Consider the following 18189-nt stretch of genomic DNA (forward strand, 5'->3'; position numbering starts at 1 on the left):
CAGCGGCGCGCAAGGCAGCAGCTACAACATCAACTACACCGAAGGGCGCGCAAGGCAGCAGCTACAACATCAACTACACCGAAGAAAAACGCGCGCTGCGCTGCTATTCCTCGAAGGATGCAAGCCGATCCGCTGCAAGACTGCTATTCCTCGAAGGATGCAAGCCGATCCGCTGCAAGAAGAACTGGTTCTTCAAGGATAGTTTCTTCAAGCAGCGCATCCGGCCGCCGGTGGAGATTGCAAAGATGGGCGCGGCACCTGATAAGCCACCTGAGGCGAGCTAGGGTGGGGAGTGAACGCATTTATCGAGGGCATCGCAATGCGCCAAGAATTCCGCTCAACTACAGACCTGTCCCTATATCGGAGTGATTTATGAAGAGGATCTGTAGATTAGTATTATCAAATCATTCCAATCGCGAGGACGGAAAATATGAAAAAATGCATTAATAATCAGTTGATCCGTAGAAAAATCGGCTTCGCAATCGTTGGATCGGCACTAGGCTTGTCACTTGTAAACGCCAGCGCAGTCCAACCAACGGCCGGGCATGTTGTGCCTAAGCCCGTATGGCCTGATAATGGGATTGCACAACGTATGCTTTCAAACGCCATGACGATGTTTGTTGAAAACGACCATGACAAGCTACGTGCATGGGTCGTGTCGGAGCCTCCCGGAGGAGACAATGTCGAGGCATTGGATTTTTTCACAGGCCAGAAAATTAAAGTAAAGGTGGCACGTGAGAAAGACGGACAGCAAGATGCCATGTTTACGGATGGAAATGGAATTTTGCATGCCCCTGAAGATAAAAAACCTCAAATTTCCGTCAATTCCATGCCCATGGAGTTACCCGGAATTAGCTTCGAAGGATCCAATCTAGGCATAAAAAATAAGACCAACGGCTGTTACGCACGATTAAATTCCACCATATCAATCAATGATGCAAATTCAAAATCCGCCAAGAATTGGAGTAAATTCCCTATTTACCACTCAATGAGCGGACCTAAAAATTGTACCACCGGCAGTTTTCACTCTGAAATTACATCCGCGCTTGACTTGAATGATGGTACATTTTTGGCTATCGAAGGCTGCTTTGTATTCCGACTGAGAAAGTCTGATCTATTACCTGTTGGCCTAGCTCCGGCATTGCGCATTGTAGATGAAAAAGAAGTGCGCGATGCAATCGCCAAGATCAAAAATGAAAATATCCAAAACGCCACAGACTACTTAGCAGATACGTTAAAACTTCCAACCGTTCCAGGCCTATCTTGCAAGGACGATTAATCATGACGAACTTAACTGATAATGAGTTGCGCGCCTTAGTTTATTATAGCATCGGCGTAAGCTCCGAAGGAGGGGATGTTGCTTACCAGCTCAGCTTTGCCGGAAAGCAAATCCACGAAAAGAACAGCCCGGCCTTATTGAAGCCTATTGCAAATAGTGGCTATACCATTGGTACATTGCAAACTGATTTTGGAGCACATCCAGAGGATACTCATGCACTTGTCAACGCCTTCCAATCTTGGGCAAAAGCGAACAAAACAAATTGGTTAATAAGTAATGGAGAAGCATCTAAAATTATAGAAGACCTAAGTAGGGATGGGCATCACATCCGCGACCCCAACTATAACGCCGATGCTAAACGGTATGCAACCGAGCACAAGCTTAAGCATCCATATCTCCCAGATAACCTTATGCCAGTGACAGGATCGGATATCGATCAAACCCACAAGTCACACCTCAATGATTTTCTTGCCACAGATCCTGGAAAATCATTCATACATCATAGAGATAAAAATCAGACCGATCATTTAATTTCCAAAATATCCATCACTTTGAATGATGCCGATTTCTACAAAAATTCCAGTCCACAAGAGCAGGCAAAAATATTTTCCGTAATAGCCAAAATATATAATCAAAGCCCAAATTTCGGCGAAAGAATATTAGGTGACATATATAATGAAAAAATCAAAATTCTCGCGGAAATAAACAATAAAATTAGCGGCTTCGTAGAAAGAGACCCAAAGCACCCCGATAGGCCCACCTACATGGAGTCTGGCCGCGATGCCGCACTGAGAGGCGCCGAGACCTTCAATGCCTTGCGCAACACAAGCGAGCACAACCCTCTGCACACCCACTGGCAGGCGGTCATGGAGAATCCACTGGTCGACCCCACTCAACTACACGCCGACCCCAAACATCCCCACCTCGCCGAGCAATACGCCACGGTAAAAGGCATCTTTGTCGATCCGGTTCAAGGCCGCGCCTTTGTACAAGCCCTCGAACACGGTGGTTCGCACAATTACGGCGATCCCGCCAAATCCAACTCCCGTGGTTTCTACGTCGAAGGCAAAGACTTCGTGCAATGGGATCGGGATGGACACGGACGCGCCTTCGTCGGTGGCCAGTGGTCAGAGGTGTCACGCAGCGAACTTGCCCTTGCTCAAAATCGAGACGGCACCCTCGACCTCAATCTCAACCGCAACGGCCAGACACAAAGCCTGCTGCACGTCACGCATCCCTCGCTTCACCACCACAGCCCTGCATCAGCGCACGCGCACCACGGCCATGACGCTGGCACGCCACACCCAGGCACATCTGCGCGTGCGACCACCCACGATCACTCTCCTCCCGGCACCCAAACCGCAGCGCACCCGCAGACCGGCGCACGGCACGACACTCCGGTTGTAAGCGGGCCAACAACAGGCCATGTACCGCTCACCCCAGCGACGGCAAAAGCACCCCACCCGCTGACGACGACCCATCCGCTGGAACCCGGCGACCGCGGCGCCGCCGTGCAAGCCTTGCAGCAACACTTGCAAGCCATCGGCATGACCGACCGCGATGGCAACGGTATCCAGGACGACAAGCACTACGGTCCACGCACCCAACAGGCAGTGGAGAACTTCCAGCGTTTGGCTGGCCGCGAGCCCACCGGCATCGCCGATCCAGACACACTCGAAGCACTGCAAACGCATGCCCAGTTCGCTGCGCGGCAGAAGACACAGCACCTTGCCCCCGAACGCCAATTAGCCGATCACGTCAAGCCTGCGCCTTCCCACGCGCACGATGCCCTCGCCGAGCGCCCGGCCCAGCCTCGCCCCGACCTCGCCACTGCGCAGCAGCAGGCAGCACCCAAAGCGCTGGAACCCTACAGCAGCCCCAATTCCCCGTTGCGCGCCCTCTACGCGCAGACCAAAGCCAACCTGGAAGAGAAGGGCATCTCGATGTCCGAGGAACGCCTGCACCAGGTCGTCGGCGAGATGGCGCTCTACAAAATGAGCCCAGGCGGGGATAATCATTTAGTCCCCAAGGGCGATACGCTCTATGTCTGCGATCTCAAGGTCCCCTACACGCACTTCATGGTGGACCTGCGCGAGCCGGCGGGCGCCGTCGGTGCAGTCCACGCTCCAACATGTGCAAACCGAGCAGCAGACACGGGAAGCGGAGTTGACAGCCATGCGGCAGCAACAGCAACAACAGCAGTCGTATGGCCGATAGCGAGACGGATGGCGTGATCGCTAATGCAAGCGACACACGCAAACGGCGCCCTGTTCGATAAACCAAAGACGGCTCAATTGCATATGCATGCAGCCCTTCTAACCAGGCTGACATCCACACACCAATGGGGGGCGAATTAATCGCCCCCTCGCGGTTAGCACCCAGTAACAAGTAACGCCGCATACAACCCGCAGGCGGACCGGAACCAACCTACGGCGCAAGAGGCTCTCAGCCGCGCAAGCGCGCCAGTACCGCGCGCGTCACCGGGTCGGCAACCTCGGTGGCTTCGCCCTGCAACGCCGGCAACAACTGGCTAGCCAACTGCTTGCCCAGCTCCACACCGAACTGATCGAACGCGTTGATTCCCCAGATCACCGATTGCACGTACACGCTGTGCTCGTACATCGCGATCAGCGCGCCCAACGCCTGCGGAGTCAGCGCATCGAGCAGAATCAGTGTGCTCGGACGGCCACCGGGGTAGTCGCGCGCCGGATCGTCACTGCCCTGCCCGTTAGCCAGCGCCTCGGTCTGCGCCAGCAGGTTGGCGAGCAGGGCCTGATGGTTGACGGTATACGGGTGATCGCTGCGCACGCAGCCGATGAAGTCGGCAGGCACGATGCTGGTGCCCTGGTGCAGCGCCTGGAAAAAGCTGTGCTGCACATCGGTCCCCGCACCGCCCCACCACACCGGCACGGTGTCGGACTGGACCGGACTGCCGTCCAGACGCACGCGCTTGCCCAGGCTCTCCATCACCAACTGCTGCAGATACGCCGGCAACAACGCCAGACGCTGGTCGTAGGTCATCACCGCCTGCGTCGCATGACCGAGCACGTTGCGGTTCCACAGGGTGGTCAAGGCATGCAGCACCGCTACGTTCTGCTGCAACGGCGCATTCAAAGCGTGATCGTCGAACTGCGCGGCACCGGCCAGCAATTGCTCGAACGCATCGGCTCCGATCGCCAGTGCGATAGGAAAGCCGACCGCCGACCACAACGAATAACGGCCGCCGACCCAGTCCCACATCGGCAGCACGCGTGCGGCGGCAATGTCGAACGCCTTGGCCGCGCGCTCGGGATTGGCGCTGACCGCGTACAGGCGCTCGCTGCCGCCGAGCCAATCGCGCAGGATCTGTCCGTTGAGCAGGGTCTCCTGCGTGCCGAAGGTCTTGGAAATCAACACGCCGGCGGTGCGCGCCGGATCCAGCGTGGCAAGCGTGCGCTGCATCGCCGCACCGTCCACGTTGGACACGAAATGCACCCGGAAGCGAGCGCCACTGACAGGACGCAACGCATCGGCGACCAGACGCGGCCCCAGGTCGGAGCCACCGATGCCGACACTGACGATGTCGGTGACTTCGGTCTGCGCCAACGCGTCGATCAACGCGCGCATGCGCTGCTGTACCGCGCGCGCACTGGCGTGCGCCTGGCTGGCCACCGCCGCATCGGTGAGATCGCCACGCAAGGCCGTGTGCAACGCGGCGCGGCCCTCGGTGACGTTGACCGTCTCGCCACGGAACAGGCGCTGGAACGCACCGGCAACATCGTGTTCAGCGGCCAACGCCAGCAGCGCGTCCAACGCCGCGTAGTCGTATGTCTGTCGGGCGAAATTGAAGTACAGCGGCCCGACCTGCAACGCCAAGGCATCGGCACGGCCAGGTTCGGCCGCCAGCAATTCGGGAAGACGCGCACCGCGCAGGCGCTGGGCGTGGGAGTGCAGTGCGTCGAAACCGGTGGACTGTGTCATGCGGCCTGCTTTGGAATGCTGTGGTTGGTGTGAGTGATCGCGTTGTTGCCGTCCACGTACACCAGGGTCGGCTGGAAGCGCGCGGCCTCTTCCTCGCTCATGCTGGCGAAGGCGGCGATGATGATGAGATCGCCCACCTGCACATGGCGCGCCGCGCCACCGTTGAGCGAAACAATGCCGCTGCCTTCGTCGGCGCGGATCGCGTAGGTGCTGAAGCGCGCGCCATTGGTGACGTCCCAGATATGCACCTGCTCGAACTCGCGGATCCCGGTGGCCTCCAGCAGCAGTCCGTCGATGGCGATCGACCCTTCGTAGTTGAGTTCGGAATGGGTGACGGTGGCGCGGTGGATTTTGGTCTTCAACAGGCTCAGTTGCATGCGTGCGGCACTGCGGTCAGGAAAGGTGTGCAGTTTAGCAGTCGGGGGATGCGGGGGCGTCCGCGCCTCCCGGCAGGGGGCGGACGCGGGCTCAGAACTCCAGGTTGTCGATCAGCCGGGTCCGCCCCAGCCGCGCGGCGATCAACGCCACGCGCGGGCCGGCCTGATCCTGCGGTTCGCTCAGGTCGGGCCGGCGCAGCACGGTGTAGTCCACCTCGAAGCCAACCGCCTGCAACTGCGCGGTCGCCCTCGCCTCCACTTGCGCGCGCGCCAGCCCGGCCAGATGGCCCTCGCGCATCGCCTGCAGGGTGCGGTGGATGTGCGCCGCGCGTGGCCGCTCTTCAGCGGACAGATACTGGTTGCGCGAGCTCATCGCCAGGCCGTCGGCATCGCGCACGATAGCCCCACCGATAATCTGGATCGGGAATGCGAGGTCGGCAACCATCTGCCGGATCACCGCCAGTTGTTGGTAATCCTTCTTGCCGAACACGGCCAGGTCCGGCAGCACCTGGTTGAACAGACGCGCGACCACCGTGCAGACGCCATCGAAATGGCCGGGGCGGCTCGCGCCTTCCAGCACCTCGCTCACGCCTGGAGCGTGCATGCGCAAGGCCAGCTCCATGCCCAGGGGATACATACTCTCCACGGTCGGCAGCCACAGCACGTCGCAACCGACCTGTTGCAGCCCCCCGGTATCGGCCTCGGGCGTGCGCGGGTAGCGGGTGAAGTCCTCGTTGGGCCCGAACTGGGTCGGATTGACGAACACGCTGGACACCACGCGGTCGGCCTGCTGCCGGGCCAGGGTCACCAGCGAGAAATGCCCGGCATGCAGATTGCCCATGGTCGGGACGAACGCCACGCGCAGGCCCTGCCGCTTCCAATCGCCAACGAGCGCACGCAAGCTCGCCAGTTCGGTGATGGTCTGGATCATTGGGCGTAGGCGTGTTCGGCGTCGGGGAAGGTCCCGGCGCGCACCGCCTCGGCATACGCGCGCACCGCACCGGCGATGGAACCGCCCTCGGCCAGGAAATCCTTGACGAAACGCGGGCGGCGGTGGCCGCTGTCCAAGCCGAGGAAGTCGTGCATCACCAGCACCTGACCGTCGCACCCAGGGCCGGCGCCGATGCCGATCGTGGGAATGCTCAGCTCGGCGGTGATGCGTGCGGCCAGCGGCGACGGCACGCATTCCAGCACCACCAGCGCGGCGCCGGCGGCGGGCTCTCCATCACCAACTGCTGCAGATACGCCGGCAACAACGCCAGACGCTGGTCGTAGGTCATCACCGCCTGCGTCGCATGACCGAGCACGTTGCGGTTCCACAGGGTGGTCAAGGCATGCAGCACCGCTACGTTCTGCTGCAACGGCGCATTCAAAGCGTGATCGTCGAACTGCGCGGCACCGGCCAGCAATTGCTCGAACGCATCGGCTCCGATCGCCAGTGCGATAGGAAAGCCGACCGCCGACCACAACGAATAACGGCCGCCGACCCAGTCCCACATCGGCAGCACGCGTGCGGCGGCAATGTCGAACGCCTTGGCCGCGCGCTCGGGATTGGCGCTGACCGCGTACAGGCGCTCGCTGCCGCCGAGCCAATCGCGCAGGATCTGTCCGTTGAGCAGGGTCTCCTGCGTGCCGAAGGTCTTGGAAATCAACACGCCGGCGGTGCGCGCCGGATCCAGCGTGGCAAGCGTGCGCTGCATCGCCGCACCGTCCACGTTGGACACGAAATGCACCCGGAAGCGAGCGCCACTGACAGGACGCAACGCATCGGCGACCAGACGCGGCCCCAGGTCGGAGCCACCGATGCCGACACTGACGATGTCGGTGACTTCGGTCTGCGCCAACGCGTCGATCAACGCGCGCATGCGCTGCTGTACCGCGCGCGCACTGGCGTGCGCCTGGCTGGCCACCGCCGCATCGGTGAGATCGCCACGCAAGGCCGTGTGCAACGCGGCGCGGCCCTCGGTGACGTTGACCGTCTCGCCACGGAACAGGCGCTGGAACGCACCGGCAACATCGTGTTCAGCGGCCAACGCCAGCAGCGCGTCCAACGCCGCGTAGTCGTATGTCTGTCGGGCGAAATTGAAGTACAGCGGCCCGACCTGCAACGCCAAGGCATCGGCACGGCCAGGTTCGGCCGCCAGCAATTCGGGAAGACGCGCACCGCGCAGGCGCTGGGCGTGGGAGTGCAGTGCGTCGAAACCGGTGGACTGTGTCATGCGGCCTGCTTTGGAATGCTGTGGTTGGTGTGAGTGATCGCGTTGTTGCCGTCCACGTACACCAGGGTCGGCTGGAAGCGCGCGGCCTCTTCCTCGCTCATGCTGGCGAAGGCGGCGATGATGATGAGATCGCCCACCTGCACATGGCGCGCCGCGCCACCGTTGAGCGAAACAATGCCGCTGCCTTCGTCGGCGCGGATCGCGTAGGTGCTGAAGCGCGCGCCATTGGTGACGTCCCAGATATGCACCTGCTCGAACTCGCGGATCCCGGTGGCCTCCAGCAGCAGTCCGTCGATGGCGATCGACCCTTCGTAGTTGAGTTCGGAATGGGTGACGGTGGCGCGGTGGATTTTGGTCTTCAACAGGCTCAGTTGCATGCGTGCGGCACTGCGGTCAGGAAAGGTGTGCAGTTTAGCAGTCGGGGGATGCGGGGGCGTCCGCGCCTCCCGGCAGGGGGCGGACGCGGGCTCAGAACTCCAGGTTGTCGATCAGCCGGGTCCGCCCCAGCCGCGCGGCGATCAACGCCACGCGCGGGCCGGCCTGATCCTGCGGTTCGCTCAGGTCGGGCCGGCGCAGCACGGTGTAGTCCACCTCGAAGCCAACCGCCTGCAACTGCGCGGTCGCCCTCGCCTCCACTTGCGCGCGCGCCAGCCCGGCCAGATGGCCCTCGCGCATCGCCTGCAGGGTGCGGTGGATGTGCGCCGCGCGTGGCCGCTCTTCAGCGGACAGATACTGGTTGCGCGAGCTCATCGCCAGGCCGTCGGCATCGCGCACGATAGCCCCACCGATAATCTGGATCGGGAATGCGAGGTCGGCAACCATCTGCCGGATCACCGCCAGTTGTTGGTAATCCTTCTTGCCGAACACGGCCAGGTCCGGCAGCACCTGGTTGAACAGACGCGCGACCACCGTGCAGACGCCATCGAAATGGCCGGGGCGGCTCGCGCCTTCCAGCACCTCGCTCACGCCTGGAGCGTGCATGCGCAAGGCCAGCTCCATGCCCAGGGGATACATACTCTCCACGGTCGGCAGCCACAGCACGTCGCAACCGACCTGTTGCAGCCCCCCGGTATCGGCCTCGGGCGTGCGCGGGTAGCGGGTGAAGTCCTCGTTGGGCCCGAACTGGGTCGGATTGACGAACACGCTGGACACCACGCGGTCGGCCTGCTGCCGGGCCAGGGTCACCAGCGAGAAATGCCCGGCATGCAGATTGCCCATGGTCGGGACGAACGCCACGCGCAGGCCCTGCCGCTTCCAATCGCCAACGAGCGCACGCAAGCTCGCCAGTTCGGTGATGGTCTGGATCATTGGGCGTAGGCGTGTTCGGCGTCGGGGAAGGTCCCGGCGCGCACCGCCTCGGCATACGCGCGCACCGCACCGGCGATGGAACCGCCCTCGGCCAGGAAATCCTTGACGAAACGCGGGCGGCGGTGGCCGCTGTCCAAGCCGAGGAAGTCGTGCATCACCAGCACCTGACCGTCGCACCCAGGGCCGGCGCCGATGCCGATCGTGGGAATGCTCAGCTCGGCGGTGATGCGTGCGGCCAGCGGCGACGGCACGCATTCCAGCACCACCAGCGCGGCGCCGGCGGCGGCGGCGGCGGCGGCGTCTTCGCGCAGCTTGGCGGCGGCGGCCGCCTCGCGACCCTGCACCTTGTAGCCACCGAACGTCAGCACCGATTGCGGGGTCAGCCCCAGATGCGAACAGACCGGGATATCGCGCTCGCTGAGAAAACGGATCACCTCGAGCTTGTAACCGGCACCTTCCAACTTGACCATTTCCGCGCCGGCCTGCAGCAGCCGCGTCGCCGCATCCAAGGCACGTTCGGGCGTGGCGTCCGACTGGAACGGCAGGTCGGCAACCAGCAGCGCCCGTTGCAACACTCGCGCCACCGCCGCAGTGTGGTAGACGATATCGTCCACACTGACGGGCAAGGTCGAATCGTGGCCCTGCACCACCATGCCCAGCGAATCGCCGATCAGGATCATGTCCACGCCACTGGCGTCGAACACCCGGGCGAAGCCGGCATCGTAGGCCGTCAACATCACCAACTTCTGCTGGCGGCGCTTGGCCTCGGCCAGGGCGGGAACGGTCCAGGGTTTGCTGTCGGCGTGGCTACTCATAAGCTCATGTGCGGCGGTAATGAGCGGAGCATTATCTACCGATTGGCACGATTGCGCTGGTATCGATGCGTTCGCATGCATCACGCACCGTGCCATGGCCCGGAATTGCCAGCTCGGCGGCGATCTCGGCAAGTGGCAACAACACGAAACCACGCGCGTGCAGGAACGGATGCGGCACCTGCAGGCCAGGCAGGTCGATCACCGCCTCGGCGTACAGCAACAGATCCAGGTCCAGGGTACGCGGCCCCCAGCGCTCGCCCGCATGGCGCTGCCGGCCATGTCGGGTTTCCAACGCCAGCAGCGCCTGCAATAACGCCGAGGCCGACAGCCCGGTGCTCACCAGCGCGGCGGCATTGATGAAATCCGGCTGCGCCTGGTTGCCCCAGGCCGGGCTGCGGTACAACTGCGAGGCACCGAGCAGGCGTGTTTGCGGCAGCGTGTCCAATGCGGCCAATCCCGCACGCAGTGTCGCCACAGCGTCGCCGAGGTTGCCACCTAAGCCAATGCAGGCATGGACCGGGGCAGCGGCAGCCGCGTTCACTCGACGGGAGCGGCGGAGTCCGGACGCCGCCGACGCCGCCGACGGCGCTTAGGAGTTTCTTCGCTATCGGCCGGCGGTGCCAAGGCGAGTTCGTCGCCGACATAGTCGATCTCGGGATCTAAACCGCGCGGCGGCGGCGCGTAGCCCGGCTGTTGTTGCAGTTCGCGCCAATAGGCGATATCGGCAGTGTGCTCGTCGGAAGCGGATTGGCGAACGATCAGAAAATCGAACGCGGCACGGAAACGCGGGTGCGACAGCGTCCGGATCACCCGCTTGCGATGACGTGAGGTGAAACGCGATTGCAGCAACCAGATTTCCTGCATCGGCAGCGAGAAGCGCCGCGGCAGCGCCACGGTCGCCAATTGATGCAAGGTCACCCTGTCGGCGGCACGGCGCTGTGCCTCTTCCGTCTGCATGCCTTGCTTCTGCAGGGTCATCAGCGCGCGGCAGTAGGCTGGCCACAACAGCAACGCGAACAAGAACGCTGGCGAGACCGGCTCCTCGTTGGCGACCCGGGTATCGGTGTTGCGCAGACCATCGATCAGCATCCGTCGCAACGCACCACTGCGGTTGGAATGCAGCGCCGCTGTGCTTTCCGGAAATAGCGCGGCAAGCAGGCCGTAGCGCTCCAAGCCTTCGAAGCTGGCGACGCCGTGGCCGGACAAAAACAGCTTGAGCACCTCCTCGAACAGCCGCGCAGGTGCCGCTTCGGCCAGTAAGCCAGCCAGACGCGGGATCGGTTCGGCGGTACCGGCATCGATCTGGAAACCGAGCTTGGCCGCCAGCCGCACCGCGCGCAACATGCGCACCGGATCCTCCCGATAGCGCTGCTCGGGATCGCCGATCAACTTCATCAGCCGCGCCTGCACGTCCTCGAAGCCACCGGTGTAATCGCGCACCGAGAAATCCTCGATGGCGTAATACAGGGCATTGCAGGTGAAATCGCGGCGCAGCGCGTCATCCTCGATACTGCCGTAGACGTTGTCGCGAACCAGACGCCCATTGTCGAGCTCGCGGTCACCACTGCCGTCGTCGACATTGGCACGGAAGGTGGCGACCTCGATGATTTCGCGGCCATAGACCACATGCGCCAGACGGAAGCGCCGCCCGATCAATCGGCAATTACGAAAAAGCTGCTTGACCTGTTCGGGGGTGGCGTCGGTGGCGACGTCGAAATCCTTTGGCTGCCACTGAACCAGCAAATCGCGGACCGCGCCACCAACCAGATAGGCACCGAAACCGGCCTCGCGCAACCTGTACAGCACGCGCAGAGCATTGGGGCTGATGTCCTTGCGCGAGATCGTGTGCTGATCGCGCGGGATCACGCACGGGGTGAATGACGGTGGAACTGGCGAATTGATGATGGCGCTTCCGTATCGGGTTGCGGGCAGGATTGCCGAAGGACGGCGTGCCCCATATACTAGCGCGCTGCAATCGCACGACCAAACGCTCCCTTCGTCTAGTGGTTAGGACATGGCCCTCTCAAGGCTAAAACAGGGGTTCGAGCCCCCTAGGGAGCGCCATTTTCGCCTGATCTGCAGCGGATGAGTCGCAAAGAAACCCCCGCCTAAGCGGGGTTTTGTGTCTACGGGGTCAGCATCGACCGAACTTGCCGGTTGCACTGGATCAGCGCATCGCCTCGACACGTCCGCTCGAGGTCAGCCTGGCCTCGGCCACCGCATCGTGCGCATGCAAACTCTCCAGATGACGGACCTGCACCTGCGCATCCGTATGCTGCGCGCCCAGCGCCTGCTGCAAGCGCCGCGCGGCATCCTCCACGTACATCAGATTAGCGCCATTACGGCGGGCGAACTCCTGTTCGTCGGCACGCCGCACCGCGGCCTGTACCGGCGTGGCCAGCGCCTGCTCGATCAAGGCGATCAATGCCTCAACGTCGAAGGCCGAGGCCCGCGTGGAGACACCCACTTGTACCGCCGCCACACTGCGCTGACTGTGCGGGGTGGCATAACTGCCGTGCTGTGCGAGCCAATCGGCAACCGCCTCACGCGACAGCAAGACCGGCTCGACATGATCGCGCAAGAACGCCTCACTGAGCAGTTGCCGCGCCAGCGCCGCAGAACACGGACAGGTGGAGGAATACAGCACCTCCACGCCCAACGTAATACGTACCATCCCCTGGCAAAGTTCCGCGTCGATCCGCAGTGGATACGCCTTCCACCCGGCCAAACCCTCGCTACGCAGAGCCGGACTACGCCGCAGCAGGCTGCTACGCAACGACAGCCGCGCGGCGGTGGAAGCGCAGTCGGCATGACTGTCGACCATCTCGCGCAGTAGCTGCGCCAGCCGCGACGGGGTCAACGGCACCTGTGCATGCGCATCCAGCAAACGATAAAGCCGCGACATGTGGATGCCCTTGGCCTGGGTCGATGGCAGATCGACGTACAGCGCCGCCTGCGCGGCCAACGGCGGGCTGCCCTCGGCTTCGTCCAGGCAGATCGGCAAGGCGATGCCATCCATGCCCACCCAGCGCAACGGCGCGGCGATCGAGGCAGGTTCGTCGGTGGCGACATCGGGCAACGGCAAACGCATCGGCAGGTTCATCGGTTCTTGGCAGTCTGGAAAAAAGGAGACATCGGCAACCGCGACGTCGGCTCAGGAATGCAATGGGAAGGCCTGGAAGTAGTCGTCGATGCCCAGGTGCAGCGACTGCGCCAATTCGTCCTGATGACGATCCGTGACCAAGCGCCTGCAATCGTCCTGATTACTCATGAAGCCGGTTTCAACCAACAGCGACGGGATATCCGGCGATTTGAGCACGGCGAAACCGGCCTGCCCGACCTCGTCCTGGTGCAAACGGGTGACCTGTTGCAGGCGCCCGAGCATGGTTTGACGATCCGTGACCAAGCGCCTGCAATCGTCCTGATTACTCATGAAGCCGGTTTCAACCAACAGCGACGGGATATCCGGCGATTTGAGCACGGCGAAACCGGCCTGCCCGACCTCGTCCTGGTGCAAACGGGTGACCTGTTGCAGGCGCCCGAGCATGGTTTTGCCGAACTGCAGGCTGGAGGCGATGGTACCACTCATGGACAGATCCACCAGCACCTTCGACAGCACCGGATCCTTCTGCCGCAGATAACGTTCGGCGGCGGTGGCATAGCGGTCGGCACTGTTCTCACTGTCGGCGATCCAGCGCGCCAGCGCGGAACTGGAGCCGTTCTCCGACAGGGCGTAAACCGAGGCTCCCTGCGCGCTGCGATTGGGAGCGGCGTCGGCATGGATGGATACGAACAAATCGGCATTGCGCTGATGGGCGATCACCACACGCTCGTGCAACGGCACGAAACGGTCGTCACTGCGGATCAGCGTCGGTCGATAGCGTGGGTCGGCCTGCAACGCCTGGTACAGGCGCCCCGCCACCGCCATCGCCACGTGCTTCTCGTAGCGCGCATCGGCGCTGACCGCACCCGGATCCTTGCCGCCGTGGCCAGCGTCGATGGCAACCACGCGTGACCGCGAAGTCACCACGATGGCGCTACGCGGCGGCGGCGGCGGCATCGCCGTCGCCGCGGTATCGGCAACGGTGTCCGCAGCGGAAGAAGCCGGCCCTAGATCGAGCAACAATTGCGCATGGGCATCGGGCACGGTCGCGTCCCAGTGCGCATGGGCCGCCACTGGCTGGCGCAGGTCCAACACCAAACGCAAGCCATTGCGCTGAGCACCACTGCGAATTGCAGCGACCACGCTATCGTGCGCCGACATCGTGATCGACGGTGGCATCGCATCCACTCCAGCCAGATCGACGACCAACCGCTCCGGTTCAGACAACGCGAACACGCGGTACTCCACGGCCGCATCCAGTTGCAGACGCAGTTGCAGCCGTCCCGACGCGGTTTCCAGCACGCAAGCCGACACCCGCGGCACCGCGGCGCGCGCGAACCCCGGCATCCACAGCATGGCCGCACCCGCGCCGGCCAAACCCAAGCACTCGCGTCGGTTCATGACTGAACCCAGCACGGCATCGATTCAGCGATGGCCACCATGACAAACCCAACGCGGATACAGCGAACAGACACGAACGGAACCCACAGTCGAATTGTTACATAATAACATGAACAAGCAGCATTGCCGAACTGCAGGCTGGAGGCGATGGTACCACTCATGGACAGATCCACCAGCACCTTCGACAGCACCGGATCCTTCTGCCGCAGATAACGTTCGGCGGCGGTGGCATAGCGGTCGGCACTGTTCTCACTGTCGGCGATCCAGCGCGCCAGCGCGGAACTGGAGCCGTTCTCCGACAGGGCGTAAACCGAGGCTCCCTGCGCGCTGCGATTGGGAGCGGCGTCGGCATGGATGGATACGAACAAATCGGCATTGCGCTGATGGGCGATCACCACACGCTCGTGCAACGGCACGAAACGGTCGTCACTGCGGATCAGCGTCGGTCGATAGCGTGGGTCGGCCTGCAACGCCTGGTACAGGCGCCCCGCCACCGCCATCGCCACGTGCTTCTCGTAGCGCGCATCGGCGCTGACCGCACCCGGATCCTTGCCGCCGTGGCCAGCGTCGATGGCAACCACGCGTGACCGCGAAGTCACCACGATGGCGCTACGCGGCGGCGGCGGCGGCATCGCCGTCGCCGCGGTATCGGCAACGGTGTCCGCAGCGGAAGAAGCCGGCCCTAGATCGAGCAACAATTGCGCATGGGCATCGGGCACGGTCGCGTCCCAGTGCGCATGGGCCGCCACTGGCTGGCGCAGGTCCAACACCAAACGCAAGCCATTGCGCTGAGCACCACTGCGAATTGCAGCGACCACGCTATCGTGCGCCGACATCGTGATCGACGGTGGCATCGCATCCACTCCAGCCAGATCGACGACCAACCGCTCCGGTTCAGACAACGCGAACACGCGGTACTCCACGGCCGCATCCAGTTGCAGACGCAGTTGCAGCCGTCCCGACGCGGTTTCCAGCACGCAAGCCGACACCCGCGGCACCGCGGCGCGCGCGAACCCCGGCATCCACAGCATGGCCGCACCCGCGCCGGCCAAACCCAAGCACTCGCGTCGGTTCATGACTGAACCCAGCACGGCATCGATTCAGCGATGGCCACCATGACAAACCCAACGCGGATACAGCGAACAGACACGAACGGAACCCACAGTCGAATTGTTACATAATAACATGAACAAGCAGCATTGTGTTTTCATGGCTTGCCGCCAAACTCAACCGTCTTCTGAGGTACTACATCGACCTACATCGACCGCCAACCAAGCGCTGGTCAGGCGCGCCATCGCACAACCAAACCAGCCACTGACGCCGGCGCAAATCGCAATGCCTCAGGCGCGACGCGTGCCGCCCATGCGGCTCGCACCGACAGCAGGCACCGGATTCAACCCTGCATCTGCTCCAGTTCCTTACCCTTGGTCTCGTACACGTACTTGAGCACGAAGAACACCGACAGGAACGCGGCAACGCTGTAGATGCCGTAAGCGCCGGCCAAACCGATGCTGCCGAGCAGAATCGGGAAGGTCACGGTGATCGCGAAGTTGGACGTCCATTGCGCGGCACCGGCCACCGCCAGACCCGAGCCACGGATCTGGTTGGGGAACATCTCGCCCAGCATCACCCACATCACCGGCCCCCAGGACATATTGAAGAAGACCACATAGACGTTGGCCGCAACCAGTGCCAACCGCCCCATGCCCGGCGACATCGCCAGCTTGCCGGCCGCATCCAGCGAGGCACTGGCGAAGGCGATGGTGACCAGCGCCAATGCCACCGCCATGCCTGCAGAACCGATCCATAGCAGTGGCTTGCGCCCGATCCTGTCGATCAACACGACGGTGACCAAGCAGGCGCCAATGCTCAGCGCGCCGGACAACACGTTGATCAGCAGCGCGTCGCTCTCGGAAAAACCCACCGCCTGCCACAACACCGCACCGTAATAGAACACCACGTTGATGCCGACCAACTGCTGGAAAGTCGCCAGACCGACACCGACCCACACGATCGGCCGGATCCTGCCGGTGACCTGGCTGATCAGATCCGACAGCCGCGGCTTGTGCAGGTCGGCCGACAGCGAACCGGAAATATCGATCAGCTTGGTCTGTGCCGCAGTGTCGCCATACAGCCGGGTCAGCACGCTCAGGGCCTGCTCGCGACGGCCCTTCACCACCAAGAAGCGCGGGCTTTCCGGAATCGCCAGCAACAGCAGCAAAAACGCCGCCGACGGCAACGCCTGCATCCAGAACATCCAGCGCCACGCCGGTTGATCCAGCCACAGCGACTGAGTGGAAGTACCTGCGGCCTTTGCCAACAGATAATTACTGAGGAAAGCGCAGAACAGACCACCGATGATGGCGATCTGCTGCACGGTGGCCAGACGCCCGCGATAGCGCGCCGAGGCGACCTCGGCGATGTAGGCCGGCGACATCACGCTGGCCGCGCCGACGGCGAAACCGCCCATCATCCGCGCGCACACGAACAGCAACGAGTTGTGCGCCGCACCGGCCCCCAACGCCGACAACAGGAACAACGCCGCGGAGACGATCAACACCGTGCGCCGCCCCCAGCGATCGGCCAGCGAACCGGCGAGGAACGCGCCGATAGCGCAACCCAGCAACATCGAGGCGACCTCGAAGCCGGTACCGGCCGAACTGGACTGGAACGTCTGCCTGAGACCATCGACGGTGCCGTTGATGACACCGCTGTCGAAGCCGAACAGAAAACCGCCGATGGTGGCGACGCAACTGATCAGGATGATGAGGCGGGTGTTCTCGCCCGCGTCGGCGTAGCGATCGATCGAAACACTGGACATGGATTCACCTGGTGGCATGCAAGAGGGAGACAACCGACGCGGGGAAAGCCGCATGGCGCTGCGGTGGCGCACAGGCCACCGCAGCACAGTACAGCGCATCAGCGCATCAGGTACTGGTTGATGAGGTTCTCGTAGGCTTCCTGGCGGCCACTGCGCTGGGTCGGTTCGCCGACCTTGCTCGCATGCGCGGCCAGCTCCGCCAGCGTGCTCTTGCCCGCCGCGAAGGACGCACCGGCGCCGCTGTCGAAACTCGCATAGCGCGCCTGCCGCCACTGCTCCAGCGGCGAGGACGTCAGCAGCGCGTGCGCCACCTCCAGCCCGCGCGCGAACGCAATCCATGCCGCCGATGTGCGCCACGAACAAATCCTGCGGATCGGACGATTCACGCCGCACCTTCGCATCGAAGTTCAACCCACCCGGTGCCAGACCGCCATGCCGCCGATGTGCGCCACGAACAAATCCTGCGGATCGGACGATTCACGCCGCACCTTCGCATCGAAGTTCAACCCACCCGGTGCCAGACCGCCTTGCTTGCCGCAGCACCACCAGCATCGCCCCCACCGTGTCGTACAGATCCACCGGGAACTGGTCGGTGTCCCAGCCGTTCTGTGGATTGCCGCGGTTGGCGTCGATGCTGCCCAGCAACCCCGCATCCGAAGCCACCTGCAAATCGTGCTCGAAACTGTGCCCGGACAACGTGGCGTGGTTGGCCTCGATGTTGAGTTTGAAATCCTTCTCCAGCCCGTGCTGGCGTTCTGTGGATTGCCGCGGTTGGCGTCGATGCTGCCCAGCAACCCCGCATCCGAAGCCACCTGCAAATCGTGCTCGAAACTGTGCCCGGACAACGTGGCGTGGTTGGCCTCGATGTTGAGTTTGAAATCCTTCTCCAGCCCGTGCTGGCGCAGG

At 62.7% G+C, this 18189-nt stretch carries 16 protein-coding genes, 1 tRNA gene and 3 pseudogenes; 5 read left to right on the forward strand and 15 right to left on the reverse strand.

Going from position 1 to position 18189, the window contains the following annotated elements; all coding sequences use genetic code 11:
• The 3 genes from XANALMUS060_RS15370 to XANALMUS060_RS18955 all read left to right on the forward strand — a co-directional run.
• Positions 1-284, forward strand: a 284-nt coding sequence (locus XANALMUS060_RS15370) for a type IV secretory system conjugative DNA transfer family protein (RefSeq protein WP_045739183.1), incomplete at its 5' end; no start/stop codon positions are given.
• A gap of 146 nt (positions 285-430) precedes the next feature.
• The gene (locus tag XANALMUS060_RS20100; protein ID WP_152640534.1) at positions 431-1279 is read left to right on the forward strand and encodes a hypothetical protein; all 849 of its coding nucleotides are present in this window, start codon (positions 431-433) and stop codon (positions 1277-1279) included.
• Between the two features lie 2 nt (positions 1280-1281).
• Positions 1282-3513 carry a peptidoglycan-binding protein gene (locus XANALMUS060_RS18955; RefSeq protein WP_082065180.1) on the forward strand — a complete coding sequence of 744 codons (2232 nt, stop codon included), beginning with the start codon at positions 1282-1284 and terminating at the stop codon, positions 3511-3513.
• A gap of 211 nt (positions 3514-3724) precedes the next feature.
• On the opposite strand, the gene pgi is transcribed toward XANALMUS060_RS18955, so the two are convergent.
• The 10 genes and pseudogenes from pgi to pcnB form a co-directional block, all read right to left on the reverse strand.
• A complete protein-coding gene (gene pgi / locus XANALMUS060_RS15395) occupies positions 3725-5239 on the reverse strand; it encodes a glucose-6-phosphate isomerase (protein ID WP_045739188.1) in 1515 nt (504 codons plus the stop codon).
• Positions 5236-5616: an aspartate 1-decarboxylase gene (gene panD, locus XANALMUS060_RS15400; RefSeq protein ID WP_045739189.1), complete on the reverse strand. Its 381-nt coding sequence runs from the start codon at positions 5614-5616 to the stop codon at positions 5236-5238. The genes pgi and panD (XANALMUS060_RS15400) overlap by 4 nt, the downstream gene beginning before the upstream one ends.
• A gap of 91 nt (positions 5617-5707) precedes the next feature.
• Entirely contained in the window at positions 5708-6547 is an 840-nt protein-coding gene (gene panC, locus XANALMUS060_RS15405; RefSeq protein ID WP_045739190.1) for a pantoate--beta-alanine ligase, read from the reverse strand.
• Positions 6544-6828 (reverse strand): annotated as a pseudogene (locus XANALMUS060_RS15410) (3-methyl-2-oxobutanoate hydroxymethyltransferase); the annotation flags it as partial. The pseudogene XANALMUS060_RS15410 and the gene panC (XANALMUS060_RS15405), both read right to left, overlap by 4 nt.
• Positions 6829-6833: 5 nt before the next feature.
• A pseudogene (locus XANALMUS060_RS15415) lies at positions 6834-7835 on the reverse strand (glucose-6-phosphate isomerase); the annotation flags it as partial.
• The gene (panD, locus tag XANALMUS060_RS15420) at positions 7832-8212 is read right to left on the reverse strand and encodes an aspartate 1-decarboxylase (protein WP_045739189.1); all 381 of its coding nucleotides are present in this window, start codon (positions 8210-8212) and stop codon (positions 7832-7834) included. The gene panD (XANALMUS060_RS15420) and the pseudogene XANALMUS060_RS15415, both read right to left, overlap by 4 nt.
• Before the next feature lie 91 nt (positions 8213-8303).
• A complete protein-coding gene (gene panC, locus XANALMUS060_RS15425; RefSeq protein WP_045739190.1) occupies positions 8304-9143 on the reverse strand; it encodes a pantoate--beta-alanine ligase in 840 nt (279 codons plus the stop codon).
• Positions 9140-9958, reverse strand: coding sequence for a 3-methyl-2-oxobutanoate hydroxymethyltransferase (gene panB / locus XANALMUS060_RS15430; protein ID WP_045739191.1), 819 nt, complete (start codon positions 9956-9958; stop codon positions 9140-9142). Before panB ends, panC (XANALMUS060_RS15425) begins: the two co-directional genes overlap by 4 nt.
• A gap of 31 nt (positions 9959-9989) precedes the next feature.
• The gene (gene folK / locus XANALMUS060_RS15435) at positions 9990-10499 is read right to left on the reverse strand and encodes a 2-amino-4-hydroxy-6-hydroxymethyldihydropteridine diphosphokinase (RefSeq protein WP_045727327.1); all 510 of its coding nucleotides are present in this window, start codon (positions 10497-10499) and stop codon (positions 9990-9992) included.
• A complete protein-coding gene (gene pcnB, locus XANALMUS060_RS15440) occupies positions 10496-11893 on the reverse strand; it encodes a polynucleotide adenylyltransferase PcnB (protein WP_082065181.1) in 1398 nt (465 codons plus the stop codon). Before pcnB ends, folK begins: the two co-directional genes overlap by 4 nt.
• A 54-nt stretch (positions 11894-11947) precedes the next feature.
• Here pcnB and XANALMUS060_RS15445 point away from each other — a divergent pair.
• Positions 11948-12022, forward strand: a tRNA-Glu gene (locus XANALMUS060_RS15445).
• 103 nt (positions 12023-12125) lie between these two features.
• On the opposite strand, the gene folE2 is transcribed toward XANALMUS060_RS15445, so the two are convergent.
• The 5 genes and pseudogenes from folE2 to XANALMUS060_RS15470 all read right to left on the reverse strand — a co-directional run.
• On the reverse strand, positions 12126-13049 hold the full coding sequence (gene folE2 / locus XANALMUS060_RS15450) for a GTP cyclohydrolase FolE2 (RefSeq protein ID WP_200894062.1): 924 nt from the start codon (positions 13047-13049) through the stop codon (positions 12126-12128).
• Positions 13050-13112: 63 nt separating this feature from the next.
• Positions 13113-14462, reverse strand: a complete 1350-nt coding sequence (locus XANALMUS060_RS15455; RefSeq protein WP_045739193.1) for an N-acetylmuramoyl-L-alanine amidase — start codon at positions 14460-14462, stop codon at positions 13113-13115.
• Positions 14459-15538 (reverse strand): N-acetylmuramoyl-L-alanine amidase, encoded by a 1080-nt coding sequence (locus tag XANALMUS060_RS15460; RefSeq protein WP_082065182.1) that lies wholly within the window; start codon positions 15536-15538, stop codon positions 14459-14461. The genes XANALMUS060_RS15455 and XANALMUS060_RS15460 overlap by 4 nt, the downstream gene beginning before the upstream one ends.
• Positions 15539-15855: 317 nt before the next feature.
• Positions 15856-17283, reverse strand: a complete 1428-nt coding sequence (locus tag XANALMUS060_RS15465) for a sugar porter family MFS transporter (protein ID WP_045739194.1) — start codon at positions 17281-17283, stop codon at positions 15856-15858.
• A 98-nt stretch (positions 17284-17381) separates the two neighbouring features.
• Positions 17382-18036, reverse strand: a pseudogene (locus XANALMUS060_RS15470) (hypothetical protein); the annotation flags it as partial.
• Between XANALMUS060_RS15470 and XANALMUS060_RS22240 the strand changes: the two are divergent.
• Positions 17986-18189: hypothetical protein (locus tag XANALMUS060_RS22240; RefSeq protein ID WP_235430541.1), on the forward strand; the 204-nt coding region annotated here is incomplete at its 3' end. The pseudogene XANALMUS060_RS15470 and the gene XANALMUS060_RS22240 sit on opposite strands and share 51 nt — an antisense overlap.

It is taken from the genome of Xanthomonas sp. MUS 060 (genome assembly GCF_000963215.1).
Taxonomy (GTDB): domain Bacteria; phylum Pseudomonadota; class Gammaproteobacteria; order Xanthomonadales; family Xanthomonadaceae; genus Xanthomonas_A.